Raw genomic sequence first — 20,396 nt, 5'->3', positions numbered from 1 at the left:
AGCTTAGTGCATCAGACTGAGCTGTTTTCTTTTATGAAAAGGAGGTGTCATGATGAAGCAACCGAATTGGCTGCTGCACCGTGCGTATTTAACGCCAGACCGGGTCGCACTCATTTATCAAGACAAAGAGTGGACATTTCGTGATTTAGCGAATGATGTAGACCAACTTGCGAATCGACTGACACGTGTCTCTTTTAAAAAAGGGGATACGGTTGCGATTTTAATGAACAACCATCCTCATATGGTCATGCTTGTTCACGCTTGTTTTTTATTAGGCTTCAAGATTGTGTTATTGAACAATAAGTTAACAAAAGCAGAGAGACGTTTTCAGCTGGAAGATGCGAAAGTCATGGCTTTATTAACAGAGTCTGCATATGCAAATGAGCATCATGGTGATTTACCTGTTTATACAATAGAGACTTTACCTGATGCAGATCATGATATGGAAAAGAAGGTCGTACATGATATTGATTTAAATGAGACGGCGACGATTATGTATACATCTGGAACGACAGGACGCCCTAAAGGGGTGGAGCAAACGTTTGGTAATCATTTTCATAGTGCTGTTTCCTCGGCATTGAATTTAGGAATCAGGGAGGACGACCGCTGGCTCATTGCCTTGCCTCTTTTTCATATAAGCGGTTTATCCGCTATATTTAAATCTGTCATATACGGTATGACTGTCGTGCTTCATCAAAAGTTTGATGTCGATGAAGTCAAGAATGCTATTGAACAGCATCGAGTGACGATGTTGTCAGTTGTTCAAACCATGCTGTCCCGTTTATTAAGTGGACTTGAAGAATGTCCGTCTTCTTTGCGCTGCCTGCTGTTAGGCGGAGGCCCTGCGCCTTATGCGATGCTTCAAGAGAGTAAGGAGAAAGGATTTCCTGTGTTTCAATCGTACGGTATGACGGAGACCTGCTCGCAAATTGTGACACTTGCGCCAGAATTTAGTGTGGAAAAGCTTGGATCAGCGGGAAAACCCCTTTTTGGGTGTGAATTAAAGATTCAAGATGAGGACCGTCCGTGTCGTCCTTTTGAGCATGGTGAAATCATGGTAAAAGGTGCAAATGTCATGAAAGGCTACCTTCATCGTCAAGAGGCAACAGCTGCTGCATTTGAGCAGGGCTGGCTGAAAACGGGTGATATTGGCTATGTAGATGAGGACGGATTCTTATTTGTGCTTGATCGGCGGTCAGACTTAATTATTTCTGGCGGAGAAAATATTTATCCAGCAGAAATTGAAGCAGTTCTTTTAACACATCCAAATGTAAAGGAAGCCGGAGTGACGGGTATGTATGATAAAAAATGGGGAGAGGTACCTGCTGCCTTCCTTGTGACACATGAGCAGATTCCGGAGAATGAGCTCTATGCTTTATGTCAGTCGCAATTAGCCAAGTATAAATGGCCCGCCGCTTTTCACTTTGTGGATGAGCTGCCAAGGAATGCGTCGAATAAATTGCAGAGGCACAGACTCAAATCAAAGGGGTTTTTAGATGATTCAAATTGAACGTGTTATCTTATATCATGTCACGATGAAACTCAAACAGCCGTTTACAACGAGCCTTGGGACCATTTCAGAGCGTGAGTTTATTATTGTCGAGGTCAAAGATCAAACAGGATTAACTGGATGGGGAGAGGTATCTGCCTTCTCTTCTCCGTGGTATACAGAAGAAACCATCGAGACCTGCTATCACATGCTGAGGGCTTTCTTTATCCCGAACGTGCTGACCCGATCTTTTACACATCCTTCGGACATACCAGACAGCTTGTACCATTTTAAAGGCAATAGAATGGCCAAAGCGGGAATTGAGGCAGCTGTGTGGGATATTTATGCGAAGCGAGAAAATAAGTCCTTACGTGACGTCTTAGGCGGTACTAGAGATAGAATTCCATCTGGTGTCGTTGCGGGGTTAGGACCAATAGATGATATGATTCAGCAAATAGAGCAGTTTGTTGATCAAGGCTATCAGCGTGTGAAAGTGAAGATTAAGCCTGGACAAGATATTGGACTTCTACAAAAGATAAGAGAGTCTTTCCCTCACCTTCCGTTAATGGCGGATGCAAACTCTGCGTATGAATTAAAGGATATTAGCAAACTGAAGCAGCTCGACGATATTCGTTTATTAATGATTGAACAGCCTTTAACTGCAGATGACATTGTCGATCATCGGCATTTGCAAAAGCATTTAAAAACACCAATCTGTTTGGATGAAAGTATTTGTTCTTTAGATGATGCGAGAAAAGCTGTAGAACTTGGAAGCTGTCAGATTATTAATGTGAAGCCTTCACGAGTTGGAGGGCTGACTGAAGCTCTTAAGATTCATGCGTTCTGCAAGGAGCAGCAGATTCCGTTATGGTGCGGGGGAATGATTGAAACAGGCATTTCTCGCGCGCAAAACGTGGCACTTGCATCACTTCCGCAATTTACGATTCCTGGGGATATTTCAGCATCGTCGAAATATTGGGAGCAGGATATCATTTTTCCTGAAATCAAAGTTGAAAATGGGTTTATTGAGGTGCCTCGTTCTCCAGGTATGGGCGTAGAAGTTGATTATCAAGCGCTTCGTTCTTTCTCAGATAAAATTGATGTGTTTACAAAACATGATTTTGTGAAATGAAAACAAATGAATCGCCATTTGCACCATCCATAGAACCACTGTATAGTTGAGGAAAGTTTTTCCTTCCTGTCTGAACAAAAAGAAAGAGCGGTCATCCGCTCTTTCTTACTCTTCTACAAGCCCGCTGTCGTAAGCAAGCTGTCCAATATACTGATACATGTCATTGGGCATGTCGGAAACATGTCCGTATTCATAATCCCAAAGATTTAAAAAGGAGTGAGCTGCTTGATAAAATGCAGCCTCGTCCGCGTCCTGAATTTCTTCAAGAAACGTTTGAGCAAGCCGATCGTTTTTCAAAGCGAAGCGCCTCCTTTAATGAGACTTAAAGGTCTTGAGGTTTAAACGTTTTACAGTCAGTTTCTTCACTTTTCTCAGCCGTATTTCCTGTATGGCTGACGACATAAATTGCATCTGCACCACAACGATTTCCAGTATTCCAGTAGGAACAGTTGTTTACTTCACAAAGGATTTTTTGACTCATACAGATGACCTCCTTTTGAGTATGTCTTTCATCTATAATGTAACCGAAGCACGGGTCGTTCATTCATGTTAATCTTCCTGACGAATATAACGCTTATCTTTCATAAACAATTTCCAGAAGAAGTAGAACCCAGGGAATAGGATGATAAACCCTACAATATACGTAATAAATAATGCCCTAAATGTGACGGGATCTGTAAATCCAGACATAATGGTAATATCAGGATAAGCCATATAGGGCAAATGCGCATGTCCATACACATAGCTTGCTAAGAAATATTGAATTGTAATGGCGATAACCGCTAAACGTGGTCTCCCTTTCCGATGTTTAAAGCGGCTGTTTGGTAAAAATAGAGCCAAACCTGCAAGCAAAAACATGAGTAGAGAAACAAGCAGGATCGGGATGTTCTGCATCATTTTAGTGAACAGCCAATTGGCCTCACTTCTCAGTGTGAGCATGATAAAGAAAGCCATCATGAGAGAAAGCGGACCTGTAATCAGTGCTCCTCTTCTATAAATGTTATAAGCCTCATCTTCGTTTGCAACATTAGAAAAATCAGCTAAAAGCAAAGATGAGAGGAAAAGGGTACTGAAAATCGCAAAACCTACGAAAGAATAGACATTTGCGCTTGTAAAGACCAATCCTAAATCTAATGAGTAGACATTATTCTCCTGAAAGATGAATCCACCATGTGTAATGGGGAGAACCATGATGAGGATGGACGGAATAATAAAGCCGCTAATTCCTGAAATATATGTCACGGCTTTTCTATATTTTTTAGGCAGTGAATGAGAGAAGACGAGAAATCCGCTTCGCAGTGCAAGAAGCAACAAAATAATGCTGCCGGGTATTAATAGAACAGTGCCTAGCACAAATGTTGCACCTGGAAACAGGCTAAACAAGGCAACGACGATGGCCACAATGAAGACGTTTGTTACTTCCCAAGTGGGAGAAAGATACTTATTTGCGATATTTGCGGCCTTTGTCTGCTCTTTATTCATGTAAATCATTGACCAAAATCCTGCACCGAAATCCATTGATGCCATCACTGCATAGATAAACACGAATCCCCATAATATGGTGATTGCAATGAGTGCATCAGTTGTTACATCCATTTGCATCAAGATCGCTCCCTTTTTAAGATTCTGTTAAACGTAAGTCTTCTTCAATTGAATGTTTTTTAAAGTAGTACGTCAGTACAATCACAGTTGCGATGCCTAAAATGAGATAGACAATGGCAAAAAGGATGAAAAGTGTACCGATAGATCCTGATGATGTAACGACTTCAGAGGTTTTGAGCATTCGATAAATCACCCATGGCTGACGGCCTGTACAGGCAAAGATCCAGCCAAATTCAATCGCCAAGAGACTAAGGGGCCCGCCAAATAAATAAAGGACAAGCAGCCATTTTGGATAATGGTCGCGTTTTAAAATTTTGCGGTAAAACAGTGCTAACACAGCAAAGAAAATGAGCAATGAGCCGATAATGACCATTCCGTTAAATAATGTGTGAATAAATAAAGGCGGCCACTCGTCTCTAGGAAAATCATTTAACCCTTTAACCACAGTATCAAAGCTATTTCCTGCAAGAAAACTAAGCGCCCAAGGGATTTCGATTGCTCCTTTGATTTCTTGCGTATTGGCATCAGTAAAACCGCCAATAGCCAGAGGCGCATGTGATTGCGTTTCAAATAAACCTTCAGCACCCGCTAATTTTTCAGGCTGATATTCATACAGAAGCTGAGCTGATTCGTGACCGTTTAAGGCTGTGAGAAAAGAGAAAAGTCCACCAACAATCAGTCCAAGAAAAAGGGCTTTTCGATGAAAGGTATAGAGCTTTTCGTTTTTTCTTGTTTTCAACATTTTAAATGCAGCGACAGAAGCAATGACAAAAGCGCCTGTTGTAAAAGCAGACAGTACTACATGTGTAGCAGTGACAACAAAACTAGGATTGAAAAATGCCTTCCAAGGTTCGATATTCGTTATTTCTCCATTGACCATTTGAAAGCCAGCGGGTGTTCCTTCAAAAGCATGTACGTTTGTAATGAGAATCGCTGAAGCTGCTGCACCAATGACAACGAAAATAACGGTAATGATGCGCATGACTGGTGATAGACGATCTGCTGCGTACACATAAATAGACATAAATAATGCTTCAATAAAGAAAGCATAAATTTCTATTTGAAATGGCAGTGACATGACTTTTCCGATGACCTCCATAAAACCAGGCCATAGAAGGGCAAGCTGCGTACCAGCAATGGTACCGGTTGGAATGGCGACCCCTAACAGAACAGCCTGCGCTTTTGTCCATCGTTTGGCCATGATGGCATAATGCGGGTCCTTCGTTTTTTGAAAGATGAGTTCAGCTAACAAAATCATTAGCGGGATGCCTACGCCAAGCGAGGCATAAATAATATGGAAGCCCATTGTTGTGCCGAACAGACTTCTAGCTAAAACGAGATCAGTCAATTTTTTCTCCGCCTTTCTTATCGCATCTCTTTTGATGGTGTTTATTATTCTCCACCATTTTTAGATTATTCTTCCTGATTAAGAAAGCTTGTTTTTTGACAAGTTGTAAAAGAGGGAGTAGAATATAATTATAAAACGTAATCGTTACGTTTTAATGATGAAGGGAGTTTTGACATTGAAAAGAGATATTCATCCAACCTCACATGAAGTTGTATTTATGGACGTAAACAGCGGTTACCGCTTCTTAAGTAGATCAACAAAGACATCACATGAGACCGTAGAGTGGGAAGATGGGAAGGCTTATCCTGTCATTAAAGTAGAGACAAGCTCAGATACGCATCCATTTTATACAGGACGCCAGAAATTCGGAGAAAAAGGCGGCAGAGCGGAGCAGTTTAAGAAAAAATATCAAATGTAAACAAAGAAACACACCTGATCATGGTGTGTTTTTTTGTGCAGTAAAAAACCCCGGCTGATCGCACAGGGTTCATGAATTCATTCAACATTTAAAGCTGTTTTTAATGTGTTTAAATTTTGTTTCATTAAGCTGACATAGCTTTCGCCATTTTTAGCATCATCTTCTGTAATGGATTCTAGATTTTTCAGTGTAAGGCTTTTTGCTCCAATTTCACTGCGAATCGTATCTGATACTTTACTGCTGACGTTATTTTCAAAAATGACATACTTGATGTGATGCTTTTCTGCCTGTTGTACGATATTTTCAAGCTGTTTTTGGGAAGGCTCTTCAGAAGCAGAGAGTCCTAGTACACTGATTTGCTCAATGCCATAGCGCTTTTCCCAGTAGCCGTATGCTGCGTGAGAAACAAGAATTTCTTTATGTTTTGCTTTAGATAACGTTGTTTTGAATTCCTGATCTAACGATTGTAATTCTTTTTTTAGTGATTCATAGTTTTTTGTGTATTCGTCTTTATGATCTGGATCTAGTGAAACGAGTGTGTCTTTAATGTTTTTTGCCATTTGTTGTGCATAAACAGGGTCTAGCCATGCATGGGGATCTTTATCTCCGTGGTCGTGTCCATCATGGTCATGATCTTCACCTTCATGATCGTGATCATGGTCCTCACCTTCTTCATGAGCATGTTCTTCTTGTGTTGATAATAGCTTGATGCCTTCGGCTGCTTTCACTGTTTTCACGCCTTGGTCTTTTAACGTAGAAGCCGTTTTATCAGCAAATGCTTCAGCACCTGTTCCGCTGTAAATAAAGGCATCTCCTTCAGCCATTTCAACCATCGTTTTTGAACTTGGTTCAAAGCTGTGTGCATCTGCATTGGCAGGGTACACACTTTGAGCGTTCACGTGAGAGCCGCCAATTTTTTCAGTGAAATCTTGAATAGGGAAGATCGTCGTGTAAATGGTTAATTTCCCGTCTGCTTTTCCTTTTGAAGCATTTGTCCCCGCACTGCTTGAGCAAGCGGCAAGACCGACCGCTAATAAAGCAGCTGTTAAAATAAAAAAGATTTTTTTCATCTAAGAATGTCTCCTCTCAACCTATTAGATAGAAATGATTACGATTTAATGTCCTGAGTTATTGTATCGTAATAATTACGATTTGAAAAGAGGAAATTAAAAAATTTTCATCAGAAGATGTTTCCTCTAAAAAAATAGACGTCAAAACGTGACGAAATTTAAAACATTGTGCTATATTTATTTTTAAAAAAAGAAAAAGGAATGGACAAACTTATGAAACTTTTAGACGAAATCATCGAGTACAATCAACAATTTTGCGAAGAGAAGCGATATGAAGAGTTTACAACAACGAAGTTTCCACAGAAAAAAGCTGTCATTCTATCATGTATGGATACAAGACTTGTTGAACTGCTTCCGCGCGCCATGAACATGAAAAATGGCGATATTAAAATTGTCAAAAGTGCTGGTGCTCTTGTTTCTCACCCATTTGGAAGTATTATGCGAAGCATTTTAGTGGCTGTTTATGAATTGAATGCTGACGAGGTGTACGTCATTGGGCATCACGATTGTGGTATGAGTAAAATAGACAGCCAAACCCTCTTAAATAAAGCCGTTGAGCGCGGTATTCCCGAAAAACGAATTGAAGTACTGGAATACTCAGGGATCGATTTTCAACAGTGGCTCAAAAGCTTTAGCTCAGTTGAAGATAGCGTGAAGGACAGTGTGTCTGTCGTTAAAAATCATCCGCTTCTTCCATCTGATGTGCCTGTACATGGTCTAGTGATTGATCCTGGGACAGGTAAGCTTGACTTAGTTGTCAACGGTTATGAAGAAAAGTAAGTTATTTTTCCTTTTTAGGTGGGACTGGATCCATGCCTCCAGGATGCAGCGGGTGACATTTTAAAATTCGCTTAATCGTGAGCCATCCGCCTTTTAAAGCGCCGTGCGTTTTGATCGCCTCTAGCCCGTAGTTTGAGCAAGTGGGGTAAAACCTGCAGCTCGGCGGTGTTAGAGGGGAAATGCATTTTTGATAAAAGCGAATGATGCCGATAAAAATTTGTTTCATAGAGGTTCCTCCTTGTCTGTCTTTTCACAGTATAAGAAAAAAGGACAAGGAAGGGAAGTTTTATAAACTAAACTGGTCGGAACAATATGTTATAATATAGGAAATTGCAATTATAGGAGTGGTGATTAATGCCTTCAGTTGAAAGCTTTGAACTTGACCATAATGCTGTAAAAGCACCTTACGTTCGTCATTGCGGCGTTCATAAAGTGGGATCAGATGGGGAAGTGAACAAATTTGATATCCGTTTTTGTCAGCCAAACAAGCAGGCAATGAAACCTGATACGATTCATACATTAGAGCATTTACTTGCGTTTAATATTAGAACACACTCAGAGAAATACGATCATTTTGATATCATTGATATTTCTCCAATGGGTTGCCAGACTGGCTACTATTTAGTTGTCAGCGGTGCACCGACACCAAGAGAGATCGTTGAACTGCTTGATGCAACATTCAAAGATGCAGTGGAGGTAACAGAAATTCCTGCTGCAAATGAAGAGCAGTGCGGTCAAGCGAAGCTTCATGATCTTGAAGGAGCAAAACGTTTAATGCGTTTCTGGCTGTCTCAGGACCAAGAAGAGCTATTAAAAGTATTTGGATAATCAGCAAGATGATGATGAACCGGACATATTGAATGTCCGGTTTTTTACATGAAATGAAACGGGAGCTGTTAAAATAGGGGATATTTGTTAAAATGAACATGTCAGTAAAAAAGGGGGATACACGAATGCGGAAAATGGTAGGAATCATTTTGATGCTCGCATTACTTAGTGCATGTGGAAACTCGGCAGCGAGCAATGACAAGGGAGAAGTGCCTGAGTTATTAGAAGTCAAATTAACAGGGCCGGAGCAAGTGGAGAAAAATGAAAACGTTATCGTAAAAGCAGCTGTCACATATGGTGATACGCCTGTTGATGATGCAGATGATGTTGAATTTGAAGTGTGGAAAGATGGCGACAAGGATAACAGCAAGATGATTCAGCCAAAGAAAAAGGAGAAAGGTGTATATGAATTGCATACAGCTTTCAAACAAGATGGCCTTTATATCATACAAGTCCATGTGACAGCTAAACAGCAGCATAATATGCCGAAGACAAACATCCATGTAGGTGATGTGAAAAAAGAGAGTTCATCTACTGAAGAAGAAGATACCTCACATCATTGAAAACGGTTTTATTTTGGGTTAGGACGTTGGTTTGGTTCAGCATCCTGTGGTGAATCGACTTTATGCTTGTAATCATAAGCCTTTGATGTCGTCCACAGTGATAAAAAGACAACGATTGAGATAATGATAAAGCTGATAATCCCAAGTAACAGCATCTAACTCCCTCCTTATTTCCATATTAACATATATTTCATGCGGTCAAAATAGAAGAAAATGATGGCAGGTTTCAGTATAATAAAAAAAGGGTAATCCCATACTAAACGCAACTACATAAGGAGGAATCAACATGTCTGAAAAATTATTAAACGTCGTCAATAAACAAGTAGCAGATTGGACTGTGCTTTACGTAAAATTACATAACTATCACTGGTATGTAAAGGGAAAAGACTTCTTTACACTCCATGAAAAATTCGAGGAATTATATACAGAAACAGCCACTTATATCGATGATTTGGCTGAACGTATGCTCGCATTAAATGGACAACCTGTTGCGACAATGAAAGAGTGCTTAGAAATTTCTAGCATTCAAGAAGCGGAAGGCAATGAATCAGCCGAGCAAATGGTGAAAAATCTGTATGATGATTTCTCTAATATTGCAGAAGAACTTAAGCAAGGCATGGAGCTGGCTGCAGAAGTTGGCGATGAAACAACAGGTGATATGCTGCTTGCGATTCATCAATCCATTGAAAAACACAACTGGATGCTAAAAGCATACTTAGGATAAGCGAATGTGAAAGGAATGTCGATCATTAAACAGATCGGCATTCTTTTTTTGTGGATTTGTGACAGACAGCCCATTGAATTGATGGGGCTTTCAGCCGAAGAGAAAAGGGAAGGGAGGGGAGAAGATGTCCTCAATTGCAGGAATGATGAGCCAGCAAGTGGCGAGTATTCAAAAAACACTTAATATCAGTTTATTGAATTCACAGCTTGCCACGAACACAGCCCAAGCTATGGTGATGCTCGATCAAGTGCAGCAGCAGCCTCAAGCTGTTCAGCCCAAAGATTCAGACGCTACGTTTATTGATGTCAGAGTTTAACCAAGAAAGCCGCCGTCACAGGCGGCTCTTTTTATGCGCTTCACGAATTTTTTGAACAGCTAACCATGCCTTTATTTTTTGTCGTCCAAGCTATTCATCAAATGCGGCATATACTATTGAGGTAAGAAGTTCCACTATGAAAGGATGTTGATGCCAAGTGAGCAAGGATTTAGGCATCTTTTCGTTGTTTACAGTCAGTTTGTCGGCAATGGGCTTTCTGTTTGGTGGAGCAGGATATTTACTCATGATATTAGTGACACTCATGGCTATAGAATTAATTTGTTCAAGCCTAAGAGAATCTGTGACTGGACAACTTACGATGAAGCGTTTTTTGACCAGGCTTGTTCGAAAGGTTGTGACGATTTCTTTAATATCCATGGCACACTTCTTCGATGTCATGCTGAAGACTGGGGGGACAATTAAGGATTTAGCGCTCATCTTTTATATTATTTATGAATCGTACCAGATTGTCTCAACAGCCAGAGCTCTCGGAATTCCTATTCCACAGTTGTTTATTGATGTGTTAGACATGATTAAAAATAAATTGCGCAAAAAGCCGTAATTTCTTCATATCTGGTCATACTAAAGGAAAAAGGATGAATCAGATGGCGAGACACACATACTATGTATCCGTTCAAGACGGATCGATCTCACAGCACAGAGATGCGGCTGCTTGGCAATTTCAGATAGAAGCAGATGATGACCAAATCTTGCAGTTAAGAGAGTATTTTGATGAACAGTATATGACAGATTGGAAAGGTTTCTTTCGGGCGCATGTTCCATTTCTTGAATATCATTATGATAGTCCAAATGACGAAATGGATAGGAAAAGAAAAGAGATTTACTCGATGATTCATGATCTCGGTAACGAAGAGACAAAGAACTTTATTGAGACCAATGGACTGATGAATTGAAAAAGCATGTAGACAAATCCTCGCATTCTTTGTCAGTCCTGCGTGCTAGTGCTCACGAATGTGAAATTCGCTCTACGCTAGTACTCGTTTTTCCTAGACTGCAAAGGTTTTCTATCACGCTGAAAAGAAGACAAAAGGCTAAAAGAAAGTTCATTTTAGCCTTTTGTCAACGATCTGAAAGCATGTAGAGACATTCTACATGCTTTTATTTTCGAGGCTGTAAGATGCCTCCGATCAGATCACTGATTCCGCCTCTATTTTCCTGCTGTGAGTTGGTGATTTCGTGTGAGGTACTCTGACTCTGGGGTTTGTACCGGTTATCATCTATCCCGACCCGCATTCCAGATGTTCGTTCAGATGGCTGGATAATCACAATTTGGTCCTGTTCATGAAATTCAAACAAGTAGGATTCGCCTGATGTTTGTCCAATGAACGTTTTCCAGTTCACATCTAATTTGACTTTCGGTGCTTTGCCCGTCCAAGCGACAATGGCGTCAGGATCTACACGGCAAGGTGCTTTTAAAATCAGCGGGTTTCCATTTGTTTTAATCGCAACCTGCGCCCCGTGCCCTTGATAGGAGAGCTTTGAAGTAAACAGCCCTTTTTGTGATAAGATCCCAACGCCTACTGGTGTCACGCCATAGTGACATTCTTCAGTAAAGGCAAGTAAATCTTCACTTTCCACGCTAACATGTTGCCAAGGACCGTTCGGCTCAAGATTGATGACAGTCACATGCTCGCTAGAATCAGCCAAGTAGCAAGTGCCTTGTCCACTCACTTCCATCATCTCAAGGTTTTCACCTGTTAACTTTCTGCTAATATGATTAAATACTTGGCTGACCATATTTCCTTTATTCGTCCCAAGTAATCGTTTACGGTATTGAAATGTACCTTGATCGGCAATCATAGCGCCTTTTTTGGCAAAAAAGATCCCGTTGCCTTCTGCTTGTAAGGTCAGTTCTTCGATCGTGTTGAAATGAAATCCCATTTGTGCCAGCTCCTTTCCTTTGTCAAGATGTGAATCCGTAGATGCGGCATAGGTCGTTTAAATCAAGGGTCGTACCTTGTCCGGTAGCGGTGATTTTCCATTCGTTCTCAACTCTCGTTAGTTCAGCACAAATGATGGAGGTACAAAATGAATAATCCTCTGTTAACTGAAAGGTACAAATCTCCTGTTGTGTGATTTGATCTGAAAGGCGCAAGTAGGCATTGGTCACCTGTCCGAAATGATGTGCCCGCTCGTGTGCATCATGTATGGTGGCAGTTACGACGATTTTATGAATATCGGGTGAGACTCTGCTTAGCTGCATAATGATGATCTCATTGTCCCGATGGCCTCCGCCGACCTGATGATCACCTAGATGGCGAACAGCTCCATCTAAGCTTTGCTGCTGATGATAATAGATCAGGTGTTTTGGAGACAGAAGCTTGTCCTCTTCATTTAAGAGAAACACTTGCGTATCTAAATCAATTGGCTGACCAGATAAGTCCCAGCCAAGTCCGATATGAATTTGATCTACATTTGGATTGTCTTTTGTTAAATCTAACTTTTGTCCTTTCATGAGGTGTTTCTTCACTGCCTCAAGAGAAGCGTCTTCTTTCTCATGTTGCCTCATTGGCCATGCTTTGTTATTTTCTTGTTTTGATCCATTTGTGATGCTCATGCTGGTTTCCTCCTCGTCTGTGTAGGACAAACACTTAATGATTTACGTCATCATGGGCAAAAGGTTTCATGATTAAAATGGGATGAGGATGGAGATGATAAAAAGGTTTTAGCAAGAATACTTATTTTACATACAGACGAGATAGAAGCACTCTTTTGTTTCACTTTTTATAAAAATTCTTCAGAGAAATGTGATCTGTGGTATGATGTTTTACAAGAAGCAAGGACAGGATATGAGGGATTTCACATGCATGTATTTAAAGACTATTATCATAATACGGTCAAGCTCTCTTTTGAAGAGCAGCCTTTTTCAAGACATCCTAAGCATGTTTGGGCCATTTGCCGCTATCAAGGAAAATGGCTGCTTACTGAACATGAGGATCGTGGCTACGAATTTCCAGGAGGGAAAGTAGAGCCAAATGAAGAAGCAGATCAAGCCGCTATACGAGAGATTCACGAAGAGACGGGTGCTGTTGTTCGTGAATTAACGTATATTGGTCAATATCAGGTGCTTGGCAGAGAGAAAGTCATTGTCAAAAATATTTATTTCGCTGATATTGAAAGGCTCGTCAAGCAGGACACGTATTTTGAAACGAAAGGACCCGTTCTTTTCGCAGACTTACCAAGATCCATCGCAAAAAATAAAAATTTCAGTTTTATTATGAAAGATGATGTTTTAAGACAAAGTCTGGCTTATTTAGAAAAGAACGGTTTGATTCGTTAAAAAAAGCGCAGGGACATGACCCTGTGCTTTTTATTTTTGCAGAAAACGGCGTTCCAGCCATTCAACAAGCTGATACATGATGGTGGCGAAGACGGCGATAATGAAAAGACTTAAGAACACGAGTGTAAAGTTGAAGACTTGAAAGCCATAGATGATCATATAGCCGAGTCCTTTTGAGGAAACAAGGAATTCTCCCACAATGACCCCAACCCAAGAAAGACCAACATTGACCTTAATGGCAGAGATCATCGTTGGAATACTTGCTGGCAAAATGACCTCACGGAAGACCGTTCTTTTTTTTGCGCCAAAGGTTTTCATGACTTTTAAATAATTCTCATCGACTTCTTGAAAGGCTGTATAAATGACGATGGTGGTAATGATCACACTGATAATGGCACCCATCGCGACAATGCTGATCATGCCTGGTCCAAGGGCAACAATTAAAATGGGGGCGAGAGCGACTTTCGGCATCGCATTTAAAATAACCAAATAAGGATCAAGGACATTTGCAAGACGGGTGGACCACCATAAGGCGGCGGCTAATAAAATGCCGCAAAAAGTACCAAGTAGAAAGCCGAGCACTGTTTCAAATAGCGTAATGCTCATATGATTAATTAATGAACCATCTGATAATTTTTGTACAAACAATTGGCAGACGGCAGATGGTGAACTGAAAATGAGCGGGTCAATCAGTCTGAAATGGCTCGCAAGCTCCCAAAGCGAAAAGAAACTGGCGAAAATGATCAACTGGTAGACTCGCGTCATGCGTTTTTCCATTCGAACTTTTTTTCGATAAGCTTCATGTAAAAGGTCACTGTGTTTCAACTGTCTTCAGCTCCTTCCAAATCGTTTGAAAGAGCTCTTGGAAACTTGCTGTCTGTCTCGCTTCAAAAGGAGAGAGCGTCCTCAGATCATCTGGAACGGTAAACATTCGCTGGATAGAGCCTGGATGCTTTGAGAATAAGAAAATGCGATCACTCATCGCAATGGCTTCGCCGATGTCATGTGTGACAAGAACAGCCGTTTTTTGGTAGTTTTTTAATGTGTGAAAGACGAGGTCTTCTAATGTCAGTTTCGTCTGGTAATCTAGTGCTGAAAATGGCTCATCTAGCAGAAGCAGGCCGGGATCAACTGCAAGCGTTCGGGCGAGAGCCGCACGCTGCCTCATCCCACCTGATAGCTCCTTCGGGTATTTTTCTTCGACATCATTGAGTCCAAGCTTTGGCAGTAAGCTAAGGGCAGCTGAGGTGGCTTCATGTGAATCTTGTTTTGCAATTTTTAACCCGAGAATGACATTTTCCTTGATCGTTTTCCATGGGAACAAATAATCTTGCTGGAGCATATAACCGATTTGATGCTCCTGTTGATTTGGTTCTTTTCCTTCGATTAAAATTCGACCTTCAGACGGTGGCGTAATGCCTGCGATGATGGAAAGCAAGGTTGTTTTCCCGCAGCCGCTGGGACCAATAAATGAGATAAATTCACCTTGAGTGATCTCCATATTGATGTGCTGTATGGCCGTTGTTTTTTCTTTTAAAGAGAAGTATGTGTGGGTCACATGGTCAATTTGAAGGAAAGACATGTGCTACCTCCTGTTCTATTTGTGATCTGTGACCTTCTTGGCAATGGATGAATCGACAAGTTGTTTGTACGGGATAAATTCCGGTAGTTCACCACTTGCCTTCATGATTTCCTGTAATTTGTTCCATTCCTCTTCATTTAGAAGGGGATCTGTTGCATAGGAGTTCTGCTGTTTGTAGCGTTTGATAGCTGTTGATAAGACATCAAGGTCTGTATCAGGAAATTGAGATTGGATTGTCTCGGCAATCTCCTCTGGGCTCTTTGCTTTGACCCATTTTTGCGCTTTGTAAATGGCACGAGTAAAGGCTTCAGCTGTCTCTTTGTTTTCTTCTAAGTAACTCTTCTTTGCCATAAAGGTGGTATAAGGCACCTTGCCGGAAGCCTCACCAAAGGAGGCGGTAATGTACCCTTTGCCTTCTTTTTCGATTAAGGAAGCTGTCGGTTCGAATAACTGCACAAAATCGCCAGTTCCAGAGGAAAAAGCACCTGAAATGTTGGCAAAATCAATATTTTGAATCATGCGAAGATCCTGTTTCAAATCAATGCCTTCTTTTTTCAGGACATATTCACCGACCATTTGCGGCATGCCGCCTTTCCGTTGTCCGAGAAAGTCCTTTCCTTTCAATTGATCCCAAGAGAATTGATTGATTTTCTCCCTTGAAACAAGAAATGTACCGTCTGTTTGTGTCAGCTGTGCAAAGTTCATGACAGAGTCTTTCGTGTCTTGTGCTTCCACATAAATAGAAGATTCAGATCCGGTCAGAGCGATATCAGCGCCGCCGGATAAGAGAGCTGTCATTGTTTTATCGCCGCCCCAAGTGGTTTTTAATTCAACCTCTAAGCCTTCATCTTTGAAAAATCCTTCGGATAGGGCGACATAAAGCGGTGCATAAAAGACCGAATGGGTCACCTCGGCTACTTGTACGGTCTGCTCTTGGTCTTTTTTACAGGCGACAAATGGAATAAAGAGCAGGACAACGAATATGAATGCCAGTCTGACTTTAATGGAACGATTCAAGAGTAATTCGCCTCCTTTGTTCTAGGTCACTAATTAAAGTATGTCAAAAGGGATTTTTGGTGAGTGCCTAGATGAAATAAGAAGCGCATTGTTTATTTATAGAACGTGTCTTTTTTTCTATACTAGAAGCATGAATGCTTTCTTGTATTTGGAAGAAATAAAGGAGCGGTTTCGTGTATAGATTGAGTTGGGTATTTGTTGGTTGGTATGTAGTAGGTCTTATTTTAATGGTCTTTTTTGAAGTGCCGGCATGGCTTCAGTTTGCGAATGGTATCTTTCTTGTGCTTTACGCCTGCTGCGTCATTGAGATTGGACGAAATATCTACGGGGCATGGAGCTTTGTGATCGTAAGAGCAGCCATTGTGGGTGTGTTGACGTTTACGGTTGAATGGGTGGGAATCACAACTGATTTTCCTTTTGGGGCCTATGATTATTATCCGACGCTAGGATTTCTTGTGGCGGGAGTGCCTTTGACGATCGCTTTTGCATGGGTTGGTGTGTTTTTAAATAGTCTTTTTTTATCAAGACAACAATCGAAGTGGAAGCGAGCCGTCGAAACGGGTATATGGATTGTGCTGCTTGATCTCATATTAGATCCGGTAGCGGCTGAACGAAAGTTTTGGGTGTGGTATGACGGTGGAGGTTTCTTTGGTATCCCTTTTGAGAATTTTGTCAGCTGGGGTATCATTGGAGCAGGACTTTCATTTCTGTTCCCGCTCGTTTCCATTGATCAGCAGGCATTGCGCTGGAATGGACGTTTTTATCAGGCCATGGTGTTCTTCTTTGGTCTTTTAGCATTAAAGGGCGGGCTGGATGTCATTTTTTATTTAGCACTGATCATTGTCATCTTGTGTGAAGGAAGGGTTCGATTTGAAAGAAAGCGACAAAAACCGATCGTTTAGACGACTCTTTTATTTTTATCTTAAACGATATTTACTGAACAAACATTTTCGCTGTGTCATGATGAAAGGTACGGTTGACCCAAAGGAGAAGCATCCTGTTCTTTATCTTGCCAATCACAGTTCATGGTGGGATGGACTGATCATTTTTCTTTTAATAGAACAAATGTCTGAGCTGGATCATGCCATGATGATGGAAGAGAAGCAGTTGAAGCAATATGCTTTTTTTCAAAAACTTGGTGCATTTCCAGTTCATAAAGAGAAGCTGAAAAGTGTCAAGCAGGCATTAATGACCGCAAAGGAGAAGATGGAGGCTGGCGGGGCTGTGTGGCTCTTCCCACAGGGGAAAATTATGCACCAAGACATACGGCCGCTTGAACTGGAAGGCGGAGCTTCTTTTTTAGTCAGGCAATTTGAGCAGGTCGTCATCAAACCTGTGACGCTGCATTATACATTTAATCAATTTCAAAAACCGACGGTATCGGTTGAGTTTGGAGAAGATGTCCTAGTAGCTGGCGGATCACTTCGCAGTAAGGAAGTAACAAGTTTACTCGGAGACCTGCTTGAAACACAGTTAAACGCACATCAAGCACAGGTTATTGCTGATCCAGATTTTTCAACAAACGAACAATTTAGGCAGGTGACAAGGACAAGCCGGTCAACTAGTGATGCGTTTGATTCCTTTAAAAAGTGGGTGAAAACATGGCGGTCTTCTTAATTGTCATCAGTGTTTTGCTGCTCTGCCAATTGATGTTTACGATTTGGAATATGAAGCAATTTCCTGTACTCAAGCCGGCATCTCTTTCACCTGATGAACCCATTTCATTATCGATCCTCATTCCAGCGAGAAATGAAGAAAAACGGCTGGAAGCCTGCCTTCAGTCGATTGTTGATCAGCGTCTCCATCCGAAAGAGCTGATCGTGCTGGATGATCACTCGACAGATCAGACGAGAATGATTGCAGAGGGCTTCGCAGAGACATATCCATGGATTCACGTGCAGTCAGGTCAAGTATTGAAGCGCGGCTGGCTTGGAAAATCATATGCTTGTTCCCAGCTTGCTGAGGCAGCATCTTCTGATTGGCTGTTATTTTTAGATGCAGATGTCCGCTTAAAACAAGGTGCTATTGAAGCGGTGTACAAGCAGTTATGCATACAAAAAACGGGCATGCTTTCAGGTTTCCCAGAGCAAAAAACGGGAACGCCTTTTGAGCATCTTGTCGTTCCTATGATGATGTTTACGATTGGCTGTCATCTGCCAGTGAAGTGGGTCAGAACATCTCAACATCCTGCTTTTGCCGCAGCACATGGCGGCTTTATTGCCATTGAAAAGAACTGTTATCACGAAATAGGTGGTCATGAAGCGATCAAGGATTCTCTTGTGGATGATATGGCTTTGGCTAAACGAGTGAAAGCGAAGGGCTTTCCGTTCACACTGGCAAGTATTCATTCTTTTGTCTACATGAGAATGTATGAGAGTGGACAGGAAGTATGGGAAGGATATCGGAAAAATTTGTTCCCGGGAGTGAATCGAAACATTGCTTTGTTAAGCAGTGTCTTTTGTTTATACTCCGTCCTTTATGTAGTTCCTGTTCTTTGCTTTATGATCGCACTGATTCATTTTGATGTGGTCAATCTCTGTTTAGCCCTTCTTTGCTACGGGCTGGGTGTATCCATTAAAGCGGTCATTGATATCGAAAATGGAAGAACGTCTACGATGGCCTTTTTATTGCCTGTCAGTATCATGAGCCTGATGGCCATTGGTTTTGCTTCTATGAAAATTGGGCTGAAAAAAGAAGGCTATGAATGGAAAGGAAGAAGGTACGAATGAAAAAAGTGATCATTATTGGCGGCGGACTTGGCGGGTTATCGGCTGCGATTCGCTTACAGTCACGTGGTTTCCAGGTCACCATTTTAGAAAAAGAAGCTGCATTAGGCGGGAAATTACAACGCCATCAAGCGTCTGGCTACTCTTTTGATTTAGGACCGAGTACCATTACAATGAAGGCGTATTTTGAAGAAGTATTTACCTCCTGTCATAGACGAATGGAGGATTATGTGACGTTTTATCCGATTTTCCCCCTTACTAAAAACGTTTTTTCAGATGGACATACGGTCGAGTTTACGCCAGATATTGAGCAAATGGAATCACAAATTGCAGTTTTTAGTCCAGAGGATGCAAAGCGATACCGGGCATTTTTACAGGAATCGAAGAAGCTTTTTCAAATGGCAGAGGATCAGTTTTTAAATCGTTTATTATTGAGCTGGAAGGATAAAGCGGATATCAAGTTAATGAAAGCCCTTCTTGCAGTCAAACCTTTTACATCCGTTCAGCGCTTGCTGCGTCAATATTTTCGTCATCCTCATACATTGGCGATGTTTGGCCGGTATGCGACTTACATTGGCTCTTCTCCATACGAGGCACCTGCTATTTTTAATATGATGGCTTATTTAGAAGGAGAAAAAGGCATTTATGGTATTAAGGGCGGTACGTATCGTTTAGTTGAGGCATTTGAGACACTGGCAAAGGAATTGGGTGTCCAAATTCATCTCAATGAATCAGCCAAAAAGATTCATGTAAAGAATAAGCGAATCCAAGGAGTTGAAACGGATCAGCAGTTATATGAGGCAGATCAAGTCATTGCGGGGGCAGATGCACTGACTGTTTATCGCCAATTAATTGATGAAGAAGACCGCCCGAGCTTTGGAAATCAAAAACTGGCAAACATTGAGCCATCGTTATCAGGTTTTGTTCTTTTGTTGGGCGTCCCTAAAGTCTATGAACAATTGTCTCATCACAACGTGTTTTTTCCAGAGAATTATGAACAAGAATTCAAGGATATTTTTCAGAAAAAACAGCTTCCTCATGATCCGACGCTTTACATCTGTTATTCAGGTCATTCAGAGCCAGCTTTAAGCGGAGGGCCAGGAAGAAGTAACTTGTTTGTATTGGCCAATGCGCCATATGTGACAAAAGAGCAAAATTGGGACATGCTAAAGGAGACATATGGCCAGCATATGAAAACAAAACTAAAGGAAAAGGGTCTCTTTGATCTTGACCAGCTTGTAGAATTTGAAGCGGTACAAACCCCGCTTGATTTGCAGCAAAAAACGGGAGCGTATCATGGGGCCATTTATGGCATGTCGTCAAACTCATTCAAGCAGGCATTTTTTCGCATCAATAATCAATCAAAGGATATTGAAGGACTTTGGTTTGTTGGGGGCACAAGTCATCCAGGCGGTGGCACTCCGATGGTGACAAAATCAGGACAGCTCGTCGCAGAAGCCATCATCAAGCATTTGACGTAACACCGAATGAAAAGGAGAG

General features: G+C 41.3%; 27 protein-coding genes. 15 read left to right on the top strand and 12 right to left on the bottom strand.

Going from position 1 to position 20,396, the window contains the following annotated elements:
* Positions 1–49: 49 nt before the first annotated feature.
* Together MHB38_RS14410 and menC are read left to right on the top strand one after the other, a co-directional pair.
* On the top strand, positions 50–1,510 hold the full coding sequence (locus MHB38_RS14410) for an o-succinylbenzoate--CoA ligase (RefSeq protein WP_341003788.1): 1,461 nt from the start codon (positions 50–52) through the stop codon (positions 1,508–1,510).
* Positions 1,497–2,621, top strand: coding sequence for an o-succinylbenzoate synthase (gene menC / locus MHB38_RS14405; RefSeq protein WP_341003786.1), 1,125 nt, complete (start codon positions 1,497–1,499; stop codon positions 2,619–2,621). The genes MHB38_RS14410 and menC overlap by 14 nt, the downstream gene beginning before the upstream one ends.
* Before the next feature lie 105 nt (positions 2,622–2,726).
* Here the strand turns inward: menC and MHB38_RS14400 are convergent, their stop codons facing one another.
* The 4 genes from MHB38_RS14400 to MHB38_RS14385 form a co-directional block, all read right to left on the bottom strand.
* Entirely contained in the window at positions 2,727–2,918 is a 192-nt protein-coding gene (locus MHB38_RS14400; protein WP_008342920.1) for a hypothetical protein, read from the bottom strand.
* 25 nt (positions 2,919–2,943) lie between these two features.
* Positions 2,944–3,102: a DUF1540 domain-containing protein gene (locus MHB38_RS14395; protein ID WP_008342921.1), complete on the bottom strand. Its 159-nt coding sequence runs from the start codon at positions 3,100–3,102 to the stop codon at positions 2,944–2,946.
* Positions 3,103–3,170: 68 nt separating this feature from the next.
* Positions 3,171–4,217 (bottom strand): cytochrome d ubiquinol oxidase subunit II, encoded by a 1,047-nt coding sequence (locus MHB38_RS14390; protein WP_169476099.1) that lies wholly within the window; start codon positions 4,215–4,217, stop codon positions 3,171–3,173.
* Positions 4,218–4,239: 22 nt separating this feature from the next.
* Entirely contained in the window at positions 4,240–5,571 is a 1,332-nt protein-coding gene (locus MHB38_RS14385; protein WP_341003784.1) for a cytochrome ubiquinol oxidase subunit I, read from the bottom strand.
* Between the two features lie 175 nt (positions 5,572–5,746).
* On the opposite strand from MHB38_RS14385, the gene MHB38_RS14380 reads away from it, so the two are divergent.
* A complete protein-coding gene (locus MHB38_RS14380) occupies positions 5,747–5,989 on the top strand; it encodes a type B 50S ribosomal protein L31 (protein ID WP_212339517.1) in 243 nt (80 codons plus the stop codon).
* 77 nt (positions 5,990–6,066) lie between these two features.
* Here the strand turns inward: MHB38_RS14380 and MHB38_RS14375 are convergent, their stop codons facing one another.
* Positions 6,067–7,059, bottom strand: coding sequence for a metal ABC transporter solute-binding protein, Zn/Mn family (locus MHB38_RS14375; protein ID WP_025207846.1), 993 nt, complete (start codon positions 7,057–7,059; stop codon positions 6,067–6,069).
* A 213-nt stretch (positions 7,060–7,272) separates the two neighbouring features.
* Here MHB38_RS14375 and MHB38_RS14370 point away from each other — a divergent pair, with 213 nt between their 5' ends.
* Entirely contained in the window at positions 7,273–7,839 is a 567-nt protein-coding gene (locus tag MHB38_RS14370) for a beta-class carbonic anhydrase (protein ID WP_019743673.1), read from the top strand.
* Position 7,840: 1 nt separating this feature from the next.
* Here the strand turns inward: MHB38_RS14370 and yidD are convergent, their stop codons facing one another.
* Complete coding sequence (yidD, locus tag MHB38_RS14365) at positions 7,841–8,065, bottom strand: membrane protein insertion efficiency factor YidD (protein WP_008342933.1); 225 nt, start codon at positions 8,063–8,065, stop codon at positions 7,841–7,843.
* 128 nt (positions 8,066–8,193) lie between these two features.
* Here yidD and MHB38_RS14360 point away from each other — a divergent pair, with 128 nt between their 5' ends.
* Both MHB38_RS14360 and MHB38_RS14355 read left to right on the top strand, forming a co-directional pair.
* Entirely contained in the window at positions 8,194–8,667 is a 474-nt protein-coding gene (locus tag MHB38_RS14360) for an S-ribosylhomocysteine lyase (protein WP_008342935.1), read from the top strand.
* 125 nt (positions 8,668–8,792) lie between these two features.
* The gene (locus MHB38_RS14355) at positions 8,793–9,230 is read left to right on the top strand and encodes a FixH family protein (RefSeq protein WP_008342936.1); all 438 of its coding nucleotides are present in this window, start codon (positions 8,793–8,795) and stop codon (positions 9,228–9,230) included.
* A gap of 8 nt (positions 9,231–9,238) precedes the next feature.
* On the opposite strand, the gene ytzI is transcribed toward MHB38_RS14355, so the two are convergent.
* On the bottom strand, positions 9,239–9,385 hold the full coding sequence (ytzI, locus tag MHB38_RS14350; RefSeq protein ID WP_017358370.1) for a YtzI protein: 147 nt from the start codon (positions 9,383–9,385) through the stop codon (positions 9,239–9,241).
* Between the two features lie 131 nt (positions 9,386–9,516).
* Between ytzI and MHB38_RS14345 the strand changes: the two genes are divergently transcribed.
* From MHB38_RS14345 to MHB38_RS14330, 4 genes are all read left to right on the top strand, one after another.
* Positions 9,517–9,954 carry a Dps family protein gene (locus MHB38_RS14345; protein WP_025207844.1) on the top strand — a complete coding sequence of 146 codons (438 nt, stop codon included), beginning with the start codon at positions 9,517–9,519 and terminating at the stop codon, positions 9,952–9,954.
* A 124-nt stretch (positions 9,955–10,078) separates the two neighbouring features.
* Positions 10,079–10,270 carry a hypothetical protein gene (locus MHB38_RS14340; protein WP_008342942.1) on the top strand — a complete coding sequence of 64 codons (192 nt, stop codon included), beginning with the start codon at positions 10,079–10,081 and terminating at the stop codon, positions 10,268–10,270.
* Positions 10,271–10,427: 157 nt separating this feature from the next.
* Entirely contained in the window at positions 10,428–10,832 is a 405-nt protein-coding gene (locus MHB38_RS14335; RefSeq protein ID WP_008342944.1) for a phage holin family protein, read from the top strand.
* A gap of 43 nt (positions 10,833–10,875) precedes the next feature.
* A complete protein-coding gene (locus MHB38_RS14330; protein ID WP_008342945.1) occupies positions 10,876–11,184 on the top strand; it encodes a hypothetical protein in 309 nt (102 codons plus the stop codon).
* Between the two features lie 205 nt (positions 11,185–11,389).
* Here MHB38_RS14330 and MHB38_RS14325 read toward each other — a convergent pair whose 3' ends face one another.
* Positions 11,390–12,172, bottom strand: a complete 783-nt coding sequence (locus MHB38_RS14325) for an AIM24 family protein (protein WP_008342947.1) — start codon at positions 12,170–12,172, stop codon at positions 11,390–11,392.
* Between the two features lie 22 nt (positions 12,173–12,194).
* On the bottom strand, positions 12,195–12,848 hold the full coding sequence (locus MHB38_RS14320; RefSeq protein WP_025207843.1) for a TerD family protein: 654 nt from the start codon (positions 12,846–12,848) through the stop codon (positions 12,195–12,197).
* Positions 12,849–13,094: 246 nt separating this feature from the next.
* Between MHB38_RS14320 and ytkD the strand changes: the two genes are divergently transcribed.
* Positions 13,095–13,571: an RNA deprotection pyrophosphohydrolase gene (gene ytkD / locus MHB38_RS14315; protein WP_025207842.1), complete on the top strand. Its 477-nt coding sequence runs from the start codon at positions 13,095–13,097 to the stop codon at positions 13,569–13,571.
* Positions 13,572–13,601: 30 nt separating this feature from the next.
* On the opposite strand, the gene MHB38_RS14310 is transcribed toward ytkD, so the two are convergent.
* From MHB38_RS14310 to MHB38_RS14300, 3 genes are read right to left on the bottom strand one after another with little or no spacing between them, the layout of a single operon-like run.
* The gene (locus tag MHB38_RS14310) at positions 13,602–14,348 is read right to left on the bottom strand and encodes an ABC transporter permease (RefSeq protein ID WP_370529235.1); all 747 of its coding nucleotides are present in this window, start codon (positions 14,346–14,348) and stop codon (positions 13,602–13,604) included.
* A 34-nt stretch (positions 14,349–14,382) separates the two neighbouring features.
* On the bottom strand, positions 14,383–15,153 hold the full coding sequence (locus MHB38_RS14305; RefSeq protein WP_008342956.1) for an ABC transporter ATP-binding protein: 771 nt from the start codon (positions 15,151–15,153) through the stop codon (positions 14,383–14,385).
* A gap of 15 nt (positions 15,154–15,168) precedes the next feature.
* Positions 15,169–16,170 carry an ABC transporter substrate-binding protein gene (locus MHB38_RS14300; RefSeq protein WP_144610514.1) on the bottom strand — a complete coding sequence of 334 codons (1,002 nt, stop codon included), beginning with the start codon at positions 16,168–16,170 and terminating at the stop codon, positions 15,169–15,171.
* A 173-nt stretch (positions 16,171–16,343) separates the two neighbouring features.
* On the opposite strand from MHB38_RS14300, the gene MHB38_RS14295 reads away from it, so the two are divergent.
* Genes MHB38_RS14295 through MHB38_RS14280 form a run of 4 tightly spaced genes read left to right on the top strand, consistent with a single transcriptional unit; the run spans position 16,344 to position 20,377 of the window.
* Positions 16,344–17,072, top strand: a complete 729-nt coding sequence (locus tag MHB38_RS14295; RefSeq protein WP_341003778.1) for a carotenoid biosynthesis protein — start codon at positions 16,344–16,346, stop codon at positions 17,070–17,072.
* Complete coding sequence (locus MHB38_RS14290) at positions 17,041–17,787, top strand: lysophospholipid acyltransferase family protein (protein WP_017367904.1); 747 nt, start codon at positions 17,041–17,043, stop codon at positions 17,785–17,787. Before MHB38_RS14295 ends, MHB38_RS14290 begins: the two co-directional genes overlap by 32 nt.
* On the top strand, positions 17,772–18,899 hold the full coding sequence (locus MHB38_RS14285) for a glycosyltransferase (RefSeq protein WP_341003776.1): 1,128 nt from the start codon (positions 17,772–17,774) through the stop codon (positions 18,897–18,899). Before MHB38_RS14290 ends, MHB38_RS14285 begins: the two co-directional genes overlap by 16 nt.
* Positions 18,896–20,377, top strand: coding sequence for a phytoene desaturase family protein (locus tag MHB38_RS14280; RefSeq protein ID WP_341003775.1), 1,482 nt, complete (start codon positions 18,896–18,898; stop codon positions 20,375–20,377). Before MHB38_RS14285 ends, MHB38_RS14280 begins: the two co-directional genes overlap by 4 nt.
* The last annotated feature ends 19 nt before the right edge of the window (positions 20,378–20,396 follow it).

Origin of the sequence: Bacillus sp. FSL K6-3176 (assembly GCF_038003325.1) — a bacterium.
Classification (GTDB): Bacteria; Bacillota; Bacilli; order Bacillales; family Bacillaceae; genus Bacillus; species Bacillus altitudinis.
This window is presented reverse-complemented; position numbering and strand designations above follow the sequence as displayed.